General features: G+C 68.0%; 11 protein-coding genes. 6 read left to right on the top strand and 5 right to left on the bottom strand.

Translation table 11 applies throughout. The annotated features are described in order from the left end of the window. Positions 1-814 (bottom strand): SPFH domain-containing protein (locus tag ACFE77_RS10205; RefSeq protein WP_375421530.1); only part of this gene is annotated, 814 nt, incomplete at its 3' end. Between the two features lie 190 nt (positions 815-1,004). Between ACFE77_RS10205 and guaB the strand changes: the two genes are divergently transcribed. The 3 genes from guaB to ACFE77_RS10190 all read left to right on the top strand — a co-directional run bounded on the left by guaB (position 1,005) and on the right by ACFE77_RS10190 (position 4,266). Further along, positions 1,005-2,462: an IMP dehydrogenase gene (gene guaB, locus ACFE77_RS10200; protein WP_375421529.1), complete on the top strand. Its 1,458-nt coding sequence runs from the start codon at positions 1,005-1,007 to the stop codon at positions 2,460-2,462. Between the two features lie 83 nt (positions 2,463-2,545). Continuing rightward, the gene (locus tag ACFE77_RS10195) at positions 2,546-3,733 is read left to right on the top strand and encodes an RsmB/NOP family class I SAM-dependent RNA methyltransferase (RefSeq protein WP_375421528.1); all 1,188 of its coding nucleotides are present in this window, start codon (positions 2,546-2,548) and stop codon (positions 3,731-3,733) included. A 32-nt stretch (positions 3,734-3,765) separates the two neighbouring features. Then, on the top strand, positions 3,766-4,266 hold the full coding sequence (locus ACFE77_RS10190; RefSeq protein WP_375421527.1) for a tetratricopeptide repeat protein: 501 nt from the start codon (positions 3,766-3,768) through the stop codon (positions 4,264-4,266). 38 nt (positions 4,267-4,304) lie between these two features. Here the strand turns inward: ACFE77_RS10190 and rsmA are convergent, their stop codons facing one another. The 4 genes from rsmA to ACFE77_RS10170 form a co-directional block, all read right to left on the bottom strand. Further along, entirely contained in the window at positions 4,305-5,117 is an 813-nt protein-coding gene (rsmA, locus tag ACFE77_RS10185) for a 16S rRNA (adenine(1518)-N(6)/adenine(1519)-N(6))-dimethyltransferase RsmA (protein WP_375421532.1), read from the bottom strand. A gap of 2 nt (positions 5,118-5,119) precedes the next feature. Next, positions 5,120-6,136, bottom strand: coding sequence for a 4-hydroxythreonine-4-phosphate dehydrogenase PdxA (gene pdxA, locus ACFE77_RS10180; protein ID WP_375421526.1), 1,017 nt, complete (start codon positions 6,134-6,136; stop codon positions 5,120-5,122). 10 nt (positions 6,137-6,146) lie between these two features. Continuing rightward, positions 6,147-7,508: a peptidylprolyl isomerase gene (locus tag ACFE77_RS10175; protein WP_375421525.1), complete on the bottom strand. Its 1,362-nt coding sequence runs from the start codon at positions 7,506-7,508 to the stop codon at positions 6,147-6,149. 79 nt (positions 7,509-7,587) lie between these two features. Then, positions 7,588-9,828 (bottom strand): LPS-assembly protein LptD, encoded by a 2,241-nt coding sequence (locus ACFE77_RS10170; protein ID WP_375421524.1) that lies wholly within the window; start codon positions 9,826-9,828, stop codon positions 7,588-7,590. Between the two features lie 160 nt (positions 9,829-9,988). On the opposite strand from ACFE77_RS10170, the gene ACFE77_RS10165 reads away from it, so the two are divergent. The 3 genes from ACFE77_RS10165 (at position 9,989) to ndk (ending at position 12,428) form a co-directional block, all read left to right on the top strand. Then, positions 9,989-11,467 (top strand): leucyl aminopeptidase, encoded by a 1,479-nt coding sequence (locus ACFE77_RS10165; RefSeq protein WP_375421523.1) that lies wholly within the window; start codon positions 9,989-9,991, stop codon positions 11,465-11,467. Between the two features lie 22 nt (positions 11,468-11,489). Continuing rightward, complete coding sequence (locus tag ACFE77_RS10160) at positions 11,490-11,930, top strand: DNA polymerase III subunit chi (protein ID WP_375421522.1); 441 nt, start codon at positions 11,490-11,492, stop codon at positions 11,928-11,930. A 75-nt stretch (positions 11,931-12,005) separates the two neighbouring features. Then, positions 12,006-12,428 carry a nucleoside-diphosphate kinase gene (gene ndk, locus ACFE77_RS10155; RefSeq protein ID WP_187504046.1) on the top strand — a complete coding sequence of 141 codons (423 nt, stop codon included), beginning with the start codon at positions 12,006-12,008 and terminating at the stop codon, positions 12,426-12,428. Positions 12,429-12,432: the final 4 nt, after the last annotated feature.

Below are 12,432 nucleotides of genomic sequence, written 5' to 3'. Positions count from 1 at the left end.
TGGGGCTGGTCGCGAACTTGCCGATCGCCTCGACATATTTCTGCGCGATGAAATAGTTGATCGCCTGGGTGCCGCCGCTCTCGATCGCGTCGGACACCGCGCGGGTCGCGCTCGCCTCCGCCTCGGCCGCCCTTTCGCGTGCCTCGGCATCGCGAAACGCCGATTCCTTGCGGCCCTCGGACTCGAGAATCCGCGCCTGCTTCTGCCCCTCGGCACGGAGGATCTCGGAGGCGCGCGCGCCTTCCGCGTCGAGGATGTTGGCGCGCTTCTCACGTTCCGCCTTCATCTGGCGGCCCATCGCGTTGACGATGTCGGCGGGCGGGCGGATGTCCTTGATCTCGACGCGGGTGATCTTCACCCCCCACGGGGTCGTCGCGTGATCGACGACGTTGAGCAGCCGGGCGTTGATCTCGTCGCGCTTCGACAGCGTCTCGTCGAGATCCATTGACCCCATCACCGTGCGCAGGTTGGTGGTCGTGAGCTGGAGCAGCGCCTGGTACAGATCGGACACCTCGTACGCCGCTTTCGCCGCGTCGAGCACCTGGAAGAACACGACCCCGTCGGTCGAGATCATCGCATTGTCCTTGGTGATGATCTCCTGCCCGGGAATGTCGATCACCTGCTCCATCATGTTCACCTTGCGGCCGACGCGATAGAAGAACGCGGGATAGAAGTTGAACCCGGGCCGGGCGACCGTGGTGAAGCGGCCGAAATGTTCGATGGTGTATTGATAGCCCTGATGGACGATCTTGATCGAGGTCATCAGGTAGAACAGCACCAAGGCCATGGCGAGCACGGCAGCGATCAGGCCCATCGTTACTTCCCTCGTTGATAGGGCGGAGGTTTAGCAGCATCCACGTTGCCGGAAAGTGAAATGCTCGCGCACGATGGAGCGCAGGGCAGGGCGCGCAGGGCGGGCACGCCGGAAACGGGCCTAGCCGGATCGGGCGGGACTGGTTACATGGCCCGCCACCTCCTCACCCGCGCGCAGGATTCGGCACCTCATGGACATTCGCCTCGGTCTCACGTTCGACGACGTCCTGCTCTATCCGGGCGAATCGGACGTTCTGCCGAGCCAGGCCGACACCCGCACCCAGCTGACCCGCGGCATCGCGCTCAACATCCCGATCCTTTCGTCGGCGATGGACACCGTGACCGAAGGCGCGATGGCGATCGTGATGGCGCAACTCGGCGGCATCGGCGTGCTCCACCGCAACCTGTCGCTGGAAGATCAGTGCGCCGCGGTCCGCCAGGTCAAGCGGTTCGAAAGCGGCATGGTCGTCAACCCGATCACGATCGCGCCGACCGCGACCCTGGCCCAGGCCCGCGCGCTGATGACCGAGAACCGGATCAGCGGCATTCCGGTGGTGGAGGCGAACGGCAAGCTGGTGGGTATCCTGACCAACCGCGACGTGCGCTTTGCGGGCAATCCTAACCAGCCGGTCGCCGAGCTGATGACGCACGAGGACCTCGCAACGGTATCCACCGATGTCGGCCAGGAAGAGGCGCGGCGGCTGCTCCACCAGCGCCGGATCGAGAAGCTGCTGGTGGTGGACGAGGCGTATCGCTGCGTCGGGCTGATCACCGTGAAGGACATCGAGAAGGCGGTCATGTACCCCGATGCGACCAAGGACGCGGCTGGCCGCCTGCGCGTCGCGGCGGCGACGACGGTCGGCGACAAGGGTTTTGAGCGGACCGAAGCTTTGGTCGACGCTGAGTGCGACCTGATCGTGATCGACACCGCGCACGGCCATAATCGCGACGTCGCGCGCGCCGTGGACCGGGTCAAGAAGCTCTCCAACGCGGTGCAGGTGGTTGCGGGCAACGTCGCCACCGCAGCGGCGACGCGCGCGCTGATCGATGCGGGTGCGGACGGCATCAAGGTCGGGATCGGGCCCGGATCGATCTGTACCACCCGCGTCGTCGCCGGCGTTGGCGTGCCGCAGCTCACCGCGGTGATGGACTGCGCCGAGGAAGCCGCCAAGGAGGGCGTGCCGGTGATCGCCGATGGCGGCCTACGTACCTCGGGCGACATGGCGAAGGCGCTGGCGGCGGGCGCATCGACGGTGATGATCGGTTCGCTGCTCGCGGGCACCGAGGAAGCGCCGGGCGAGACGTTCCTCTACCAGGGCCGCGCGTACAAATCCTATCGCGGCATGGGATCGGTCGGCGCGATGGGCCGCGGCTCGGCGGATCGTTATTTCCAGGGCGACATCAAGGACCAGCTCAAGCTGGTGCCGGAGGGAATCGAGGGGCAGGTCGCATTCAAGGGGCCCGCGCGCGACGTGATCCACCAGCTGGTCGGCGGGGTGAAGGCGGCGATGGGTTATACCGGGTCGCGGACGATCCCCGATCTCCAGCAGCGCGCGCGATTCATCCAGATCACCGGCGCGGGTTTGCAGGAAAGCCACGTCCACGACGTGACGATCACGCGCGAGGCGCCGAACTACCCGACGCGGTGACGCGACGGGATTTCATGATCCGCGCCTGACGTTCTACAGGGACACATGACCCCGATCTTCAGCGCCCCGCGCGTCTCCGCCCGATGACCCCTGCCGCGCGCGCGCAAGCCGCGATCGACCTGCTCGACCAGATCATCGTCGCCGCTCGCGAGGGCGGCGCGGCAGCGGACACGCTGGTCGCGCGCTACTTCTCCACGCGCCGTTACGCCGGATCGAAGGACCGTCGGGCGGTCCGGGAGCTGGTCTACGCCGCGATCCGCGGCGCGGGCGATCTTCCCGCCAGCGGCCGCGCGGCGCTGATCCGTGTCGCGCAGGACGATCCCGCGTTGGCGGCGAGCTTCGACGGCTCGCCCTATGGCCCCGCACCGATCGCCGCCGACGAGCCGGTCGCGGCACCCGGCATCGCGCCGAAATGGCTGGTCGATCTGCTGCTCCGGTCAGGCATCGCGCGCGCGCAGATGCCGGCGCTGATCGACCGCGCCCCGCTCGACGTGCGGGTCGATCTCGCCAAGGCGTCGCGCGACGAGATCATCGCCGCGATCCCCGACGCGAGCGCGACCCCGCATGCACCGGACGGCGTGCGGCTGCCGACCGGCACCAATGTCGAGGCGCTGCCCATTTGGGAGAGCGGCGCGATCGAGGTGCAGGACGAGGGCAGCCAGATCGTCGGCGCGGCGCTCGCGGCCAAGCCCGGCCAGCGTATCGTCGATCTCTGCGCGGGCGCGGGCGGCAAGACGCTGGCGCTCGCCGCGGCGATGCAGGGGCAGGGCGCGATCCTGGCCTGCGACACCGATCGTGGCCGCTTGTCGCGCTTGCCGCCTCGAGCCGAGCGCGCCGGCGTCGGCATCATCGAGACTCGCCTGCTCAATCCTGGTCGCGAGACGGAGATGCTCGCCGACTGGCGCGCGGAGGCCGATGGCGTGCTGATCGATGCGCCATGTTCGGGCACGGGCACGTGGCGGCGCAATCCGGAGGCGCGGTGGCGGCTCAGCCCCGATCGGCTTGCGCGGCTGCGGGCCACGCAGGGCCATGTCCTCGATATCGGCGCGACGCTGGTGCGCCCGGGCGGGGCACTGGTCTATATCGTCTGTTCGCTGCTCGACGGGGAGGGCGCCGACCAGGTCGCGTTGTTCCTAGCGCGGCATCCGGGCTGGAAGGTCGAACCGCTGACGCTGCCGGCGGGTCGGCCGCACCGCGACGGGGTTCGCCTCGATCCCGCAAGCGACGGCACCGACGGCTTTTTTGTCGCGCGGCTTTCGGCGCCATGCTAGCCAGCCGCATTGTGCCAGTTTCGGAGACGATCATGCGCGTTTCGTCCGTCGCCCTTGCCGCCGCGTTGACCATCGTCTGCGTCTCGACCTCGCTTACCGCGCAGCGTCCCGACGACCAGATCGATGCGCGGTCCCTGCAATTGCTGGCGCAGGGCAAGTCGGCGCGTGCCGCCGGCAATCTCGACGGCGCGACCGATCTGTTGGAAACCGCGGTCGCGGTCGACCCGCGCAATCGGGCTGCCTTCGTGGTGCTCGGCGAGGTCGCGACCGCGCGCGGGCTGCCCGGCAAGGCGATCCGCCTGTACCGCGAGGCGTTGCTGCTCGAACCCAACGACGTCGTCGCGCTGGGGGGGCAGGGCCAGGCGATGGTCGCGAAGGGGGCGGTGACGCGCGCGCGAGAGAACCTCACCAAGATCAAGACGCTGTGCAAAGGCGCCTGTGCGGAAGCGACGCAACTGGCCGCGGCGATCGCCAAGGGCCCGCCGATCACGACGGCGCAGGTCGAGACCAAGCCCGCCGTATCGAAGGAGTAGCGGGACAGGGGAAGACCCCGGCTCAATCCGCCTTCAGCTTACCGCCCGCCAACCTCGCGCGCCAACGCGACGAATTCGGCTACCGAAACCGTCTCTGCGCGTCGCGTCGGGTCAATCCCGACCATCTCCAACGCTTCCAGCGCCCCATGCACGCTCTTCAGGCTCTGCCGCAGCATCTTGCGCCGTTGCCCAAACGCTGCGGCGGTGATGCGCTCCAGCACCGCCATCTCCACCGCCGCCGGCGCGTCCGCGGGGATGATGTGCACCACCGCGGACATTACTTTCGGCGGCGGCGTGAAGGCGGAGCGGTGCACCGGCATCGCGATCCGCGCGGTGCTGCGCCACTGCGCGAGAACCGCCAGCCTGCCATAAGCGTCGTCGTTGACGCTCGCGACGATGCGGTCGGCGACTTCCTTCTGGAACATCAGCGTCAGCGATTGCCACCAGGGTCGCCAGGGGCCGGTCAGCCACCCGACCAGCAACGCGGTGCCGACGTTATAGGGGAGGTTGGATACGATGTGCGGCGCCCCGGCGAACAGCGACGGCGCGTCGATCGCGAGCGCATCCCCCTCGATCACGGTCAGCATGCCGGGATAATGATCGGCGAGTTCGGCAAGCGCGGGGATGCAGCGGCGGTCGCGCTCGATCGCGGTCACGCGCGCGCCCGCCGCCAGTAGCGCGCGGGTCAGCCCGCCGGGGCCGGGACCGACCTCCAGCACCTCCGCGCCCGCGAGATCGCCCGGGACCGCCGCGATCCGCGCCAAGAGCTGACCGTCAAAGAGGAAGTTCTGCCCCAGCGCCTTGCTGGCGGTGAGGCCGTGGCGCGCGATCACCTCGCGCAGGGGAGGCAGCGTCACGCGGCGGCGCGCGCACGCCGATCGGCGGCGTCGCCCGCCATCGCGATCGCGGCGATCATCGCGCCGGGCTCGGCCTCGTTGCGGCCGGCGATCCCGAACGCGGTGCCGTGATCGGGCGAGGTCCGTACGATAGGCAGGCCGAGCGTGATATTGACCCCCTCGTCGAAGTGCAGCGTCTTGATCGGGATCAACGCCTGGTCGTGATAGCAGCACAGCACCGCATCGTAGCGGAGCCGCGCGCGTCCGTGGAAGAGGGTGTCGGCGGCGAACGGCCCGGTCGCGTCGACCCCTTCGGCGCGAAGCTGCGCGATCGCGGGTTCCAACAATTCGATCTCCTCGCGCCCGATCGCGCCGCTTTCACCGGCATGCGGATTAAGGCCTGCAAAGGCGAGCCGCGGCGTCGTGATCCCGAAGTTCTTGGCGAGGCCGCGCGCGGTGGCACGACCCTTCGCGACGATCAGCTCGATCGACAGCAGCGCGGGTACGTCGGCGAGGGGCACATGGGTGGTGATCGGAACCACCCGAAGCGAGGGGCCGGCGAGCATCATCACCGCATTCTCGCCCGCGATGCCGCAGCGTTCGGCGACGAATTCGGTCTGGCCGGGATGCGAGAAGCCGATCGCGTAGAGCTGCGCCTTCGACACCGGCCCGGTGACCAGCGCGCGCGCCGCGCCCGATCGCACCAGCCCCGCCGCCAACTCTAGCGAATGTAGCGCACAGCGTGCCCCCTCGACGTCGGGAACGCCCGGAACGATGTCGCCCGCGTCCTCGACCGTCAGGATCGGCAGCGCGTCGGGGAAATAGTGCGCCGCGTCGGTCAGGTCGCTGATCGGCGCGATCGGCCCGTCCCACACCCGTGTCACGGCGCGCGCATCGCCCACCGCGACGAAGGTCGGGAGCCCACGGGTACGCCGCTGGCTCCACGCCTTGGCGACGATCTCCGGTCCGATCCCGGCGGGATCGCCCATCGACACCGCGATCGGTGCCGTCACGATGGCGCGCGTGCCGTTCACGGGCGCTGCCTCAGCGATATTCGATCACCGCGTCGCGCCGCAGATCGCGCAGCTTGCCCTGCGCGCGCAGATTGACGCGTTGCTGTTCGAGCTGACCCTGGATCGCGGATGCCTTCGGCAGCTCGCCGGACTTGGGATCGTCGCGGCCGCACAGCACCAGCGACCGCACGCCCTCCTGCGGCGAACCGAATGGCGGGGTCGCCTGGCCGATCTGCAGCTTGAGCATGATCTCCTGGAGCGGCGCGGGCAGATCGCGGACGCGCACGGTGTCGTTGTCGACGACCTCGGCGCGGATCGTCGCCGCGATCTTCTCGACCGTACCGCAGCCCTGGATGGTCTGGACCGTCTTCGCAAATTCGGCGGCACGGGCGGTAGCGTCGGCCTGGGAGGTGTTGGCGGGGAAACGCACCGTCAGCTGTTTCAGGCTGAGCTTCGCATCGCGCGGGTCCGCGGTCAGCACCGCGCGCTTGTCGGTGAGGTACAGGATCGAATAGCCGCCGGGCGTTTCGATCGGCCCCGCGACCTGGCCGATCTGCATCTGCAAGGTCGCGTCGGCGAGCTGCTGCGGCAGCGTGTTCAGCCGGATCCAGCCGAGATCGCCACCGACGCCCTTCGTCGAGGCTTCGGAGAAGTTGCGCGCATAATATTCGAACGGCTGCTGCGCCTTCTGGATCTCGGCGATCAGCTGGCGCGCGTTGGCGAGCACCTGCGCGTTGTTGCTGCCGTCGGTCGCGAGATAGATCTCGTGGAGATTGTACTCCGCGGTGCCCTTCGCGTCCTCGAGCCGATCCATGATCGCCTTCACCTCGGCATCACCGACGTTGACGAACGGCTCTACCTTGCGGCGCAGATAGCGCTGCCAGGCGAGCTCGCCCTCGATCTGGCGCTTCAGCGACCGCTCGGACGAACCGCTCTCGCGCAGATAGGTGCGCATCGCCGCGGGTGTCCGCTGGAAGTTCTTGGCGATCCGGTCGAAGCTCTGGGTGAGTTCGTCGTTGGTGATCGTGATCTCGTTGGTGCGCGCTTCCTGGATCTGCAGCGTCTCGTCGATCAGCTGGCGCAGCACCTGGAAGCGGAGCCGGTCGCGCTCCTCGGTGGTCAGCTTGGCGGCGTTGTTCGCGGCCGCGATCAGCGCGACACGCTGGTCGACGTCGGTGCCGGTGATGACGGTGTCGTTGACGATCGCGGTCGGCTTGCGGACGTTGGGATCGAGCTTGCCGAAGATCTGCAAGTTGGTCGGGATGTCGAGATTGGTTTCGGGCACGCTCTGGTCGGGCACCGTCTGCGCGATCGCCGCGGAGGCGAGTGCCGCCAGGATCACCGCGCCGAACATCCGGCCCTTGCGTGCCGCCGGTCGAAAGTCATGCGTCAAAATGTCGTGCCCTCATCATCGCGCAACCCACCCGGTCGCACGCGCGCTGCCGAATGCCCCAATATGTCTGAACCGCGGCTTAGCGACCGAGGTTGGTCAACGCCAGCGTCAACAGGAAGCTGTTCCCGGCGCGCGCATCGCCGGTCGCCTGATAGTCACGCCGCCACGCGATGCCGAGCCGCACGCAATCGTCCTCATATTGGACTCCGATGCGGTGCCGGACCGGATCGAAGCCGTCCGATAGCGACAGGATGTCCTCGTCCCGGTCGGTGAGATCGACCACCGCGGAGCCGAACGCGGACCAGAACCGGGCAAACTGGACCCGGCCGCCCAGGCGCAGCTCCTCGCGATCCTGAAGGTCTTCGATGTTGAGTTCGATGTCGCGGTTGAGCCGCAGATAGCCGAGCAGCAGATAGGTGCCGCGCGAGCCGATCGTCGCGTCGAGTTCGTTGCGGCGGATCGCGAACCCGTCCTTGTCGAGCCGATAGCGGTGCGTGATCGAAACCAGATCCTGAAAGCGTACTTCGGTGCGGCCGACGAAATCGGACCAGCGATCGCTCAACCCGGTGCCGTCCGGCAGGATCGTCGGGCGGGTCGACAGGCGATAGCTCTGCCCGATCACCGCATCGATGCTGATCCCGGGCAGCGTGGCGCCCCATTGCGCGCCGTAGGTGACGCGCGAGCTGTCCTCGAACCGGTCGTAGCCGGGGAAGCGATTGAGCGAGAACAGGTTGCTGTCGTCGAGATCGACCGCGCGGCTGTCCTCGTTCGGCAGCGACAGATTGGCGACGCGCGGCGCGGCGACGATCTGCACGCGCGGGGTGAAGCGCTGCGTCCCGCCGAGGAACTCGCCGATGAACGGCCAGCGGACATCGGCCGCGAGTGCGCCGATCGCGCGGGTGCGGAATCCCTCGATCCCGCGATAGCTCTGTACCGCAGTCGTTAGCGTGTCGCTGGTGTTGTAGGCGTCGCCCCGGGCGAACGCGGTGAGGACGACCTCCTGGCCCCAGCGGGTGAGCTTGCGCAGGTCCCAGCGCGCGCTGGCGAAGGCGCGCTGCGTGTCCTGGCCATCGGTGCGCGTCAGTGCCAGCGAATTGAGTTGCAGCTGGACCCGGCCGCCGAACCCGACATCTTCGATCCGCCGGCGATAGTCGATCTCGGGCAGCGCGATCGGTTGCAGCCCCTGGCGATCGTTGACCCGCAGCGTCTGCACCGCCCAGCCGTTGATCGCGAAATAGCTGTTGGCGTCGATCCGCTCGATGCTCACGGTCGATCGCAGCCGATCGTCGCGCGAGATGTCGTAGCGGCGCAGGAAGGTGCGATCGGTCGTGACCCGCAGCGAGCCGGCGATGCTCCAGTTCGGTGACAGCTGATAGCGGGCGATACCGTCGATATAGCCGCGGAATGCGTTCTCGGTGTCGGCGGGCGTCGCGGTCTGCAGATCGTCGCTGCGGCGGCTGTAGGTGCCCATGGCGGTCACCCGAAACGCGCCGTCATCGCCTAGCGCGCTATATTGCGTCTCCAGCATCGGCAGCACGCCGGTGAACACGTGCGGGGTGACGATCAGCCCGCGATTGGGCGCGAGGCGGAAATAATAGGGTGTCGCGACCTCCAGCCCGTTGACCTGCCGGTAGCGGATCGTCGGGGTCAGCAGCCCGCTCTCCGATCCGCCGCCGATCGGGTTCGAGAAGTCGGGCAATGGGATGGTCGGTAGCCCGAACAGGTGGAAGCGTCCGCCCTTGTAGTAGATGCGGCTGCGATCGGGGCGGTAGGTGACCCGCACCGCGGTAATCTTCCACGACGGCTCCTTGGGGCAGCCCGCGCTCGTCGTCACCGAACAGGGCGTATACGCCGCGCTCTCCATCTCCAGCGTGCCGTCGTCGGAGCGGGTGCCCTTGGCCGCTGCCAGCCGACCGCCCTGTTCGAGCACCACGAGCATGTTCTGCACCGCGCCATCGCGCAGCGAATCGGTTAGATCGATCCTGTCACCATAGGCGATGTCGCCTTCGGGATTGGTGACCGCGATGTTGCCGGTGGCGACCACCTTGCCGGTCTTGCGGTTCCAGACGACCTGGTCGGCGCGCAACCGGTTGCCTTCGCGGAACATCCGCACGTCAGTCTTGGCGGTGACGATATCGGCGTCGGTATCGTATTCGAGCGCGCCGGCGCTGAACTGGACCTGATCTTCGGCAGTAGGCGCGGCGGGTGCCGGGGGCGGGGCCGTGGGGCGGTCCTGAAAATCCTGCGCGGCTGCAGGAGCGCCTGCGAACAGCGCGAGAAGGGGCAGGGCACAACCGGCCAGGAGGCGAAGACGCAACACGATTCCCGACCAACCCCATCTTCGCAGGTGCGACCGCCACGAACGGCGACACCGTTCCGGGCCTATCGCAATTTCAGCGGCTTGCTGCAATCGCGCGCTTTGCCGTCGGCGTAGGCTGGCCTAGAGCGGACAAGATTTCGTTCTATTGTCGAGGCCTGCCATGCAAATCCGTTTCACTCCTGCCGCGTCCGCCGACGCCGCGATCGTCGCGCTGCCGGTCGGCAAGGACGGCGTCGATCGCCTCGACTGGAGCCGGTTCGGCGCTTCGGCGGGCACGATCGCGTCGGCCGCGGCGCGCGGCGCGCGTTTCACCGGCGATGCGGGTAGCGTCGTCGAGCTGTTCGTGCCGGTCGCCGACGGCGCGCGGCAAGTGCTGTTGCTCGGCGTCGGCAATGGCGACGAAGCGTCGTGGGAAAAGGCCGGGGGCGCGCTCACCGCACGTTTGCTGACGTCGGGGGCTACCGAGGTGGTCGTCGATCTTTCCGCAACTGCCGACGCCCCGACCGCCAAGGGCGCGGCCCGCTTTGCCGCCACCGCGCAGCAGCGCGCCTGGCGCTACGACACCTATCGCACCAAGCTCGCCGACAAGGCGAAGCCGACGCTGACGACGATCACGATCGCCGGCGCACCGTCGGGCACCGACGGCGCGTGGACGAAGGTCGACGCGGTGACGCAGGGCATGGCGTTGACCCGCACATTGGTGTCCGCGCCGCCCAACATCCTCTATCCCGAGACGTTCGTGGAGTGGGTGACGAAGGACGTCGAGGGCCTGGGGCTGGAGATCACCGTGCTCGGAGAAGAGGAGATGGCGGCGCTCGGCATGGGCGCGCTGCTCGGCGTCAGCCAGGGATCGCGGCGCGAGGCACGGCTGCTCGCGCTGAAGTGGAACGGCGCGGGGTCGGAGGCCCCGACCGTCGCGCTGGTCGGCAAGGGCGTGACCTTCGACACCGGCGGCATCTCGATCAAGCCCGCCGCCGGCATGGAAGACATGAAGTGGGACATGGGCGGTGCCGGCGCGGTGGCGGGCGCGATGAAGGCGATCGCGACGCGCAAGGCGAAGGCGAACGTGATCGGCGTCTGCGGACTCGTCGAGAACATGCCCGACGGCAATGCGATGCGCCCCGGCGACGTGGTCACGTCGATGTCGGGGCAGACGATCGAAGTGCTCAACACCGATGCGGAGGGCCGGCTGGTGCTGGCCGACGCGATCACCTGGGTCCAGCGCACGCACGCTCCCGATACGATCGTTGATCTGGCGACGCTGACCGGTGCGATGATCGTCGCGCTCGGCAACGAACATGGCGGCCTGTTCTCGAACAACGATGCGCTGGCGGCGCAACTGACCGCGGCGGGGCTCGCGACGGGGGAGAAGCTGTGGCGCTTCCCGCTGTCGGATACCTACAACAAGATCATCGATTCGCAGATCGCGGACATCAAGAACGTCGGGCCGCGTGGCGCCGGATCGATCACGGCGGCGCAGTTCATCCAGCGCTTCGTTGAGGAGGGTGTCGAATGGGCGCACCTCGACATCGCCGGGATGGTGTGGTCGGAAAAGGCGGGCAACGTCCACGACAGGGGCGCGACGGGCTATGGCGTCCGCCTGCTCGACCGCTTCGTCGCGGACAATTTCGAAGGCTGAACGGGAAGCGGGAGCGGGGAACGTGAAGGTCGATTTCTACCATCTGACCGCGACCCCGCTCGACCGCGCACTGCCGCAGATCTGCGAGAAGGTGGTGGCAAGCGGCGGGCGATTGCTGATCGTCGCCGGCGATCCGGTGCAGCGCGTCACGGTCGATCGGCTGTTGTGGAGCTATTCGCCCGACAGCTTCCTGCCGCATGCCGAACAAGGCGCGGGCGACGACACCGCGCAGCCTATCCTGATCGCGGGCGAGGTCGACGCCGCCAATCGCGCGCGCAACATCGCGCTGGTCGACGGCGTCTGGCGCGACGACGCGCTCGATTTCGACCGCGCGTTCCACTTCTTCGACGACGACGCGATCCGCGAGGCACGCGTCGCCTGGAAGGCGCTTGCCGAGCGCGACGGGGTGGAGCGTCGCTACTGGAAGCAGAACGACGCCGGGCGCTGGGAACAGGCCGCCTAGCTTGCATCCGCGCCGCCCCCCGCCTAGGGGAGCGCCACTTTTCCAACGCCTCAAATTCAGGAGCCCGTGACCATCATGGCCGCGAACCGTACCTTTTCGATCATCAAGCCCGACGCCACGCGTCGCAACCTGACCGGTGCGGTCACCAAGATGCTGGAGGAAGCCGGCCTCCGCGTCGTCGCCTCCAAGCGCATCCAGATGACGCGCGAGCAGGCCGAAGGCTTCTACGCGGTCCACAAGGAGCGCCCGTTCTTCGGCGAGCTGGTCAGCTTCATGATCTCGGGCCCGGTCGTGGTCCAGGTGCTCGAGGGCGAGAACGCGATGCAGCGCAACCGCGACATCATGGGTGCCACCAACCCCGCCAATGCCGAGCCCGGCACGATCCGCAAGGAGCTCGCGGAATCGATCGAGGCGAACACCGTCCACGGCTCGGATTCAGACGAGAATGCCGAGATCGAGATCGCCTATTTCTTCAAGCCCGAAGAAATCGTCGGCTGATCAG

Source organism: uncultured Sphingomonas sp. (genome assembly GCF_964243315.1).
Classification (GTDB): Bacteria; Pseudomonadota; Alphaproteobacteria; order Sphingomonadales; family Sphingomonadaceae; genus Sphingomonas.
This window is presented reverse-complemented; position numbering and strand designations above follow the sequence as displayed.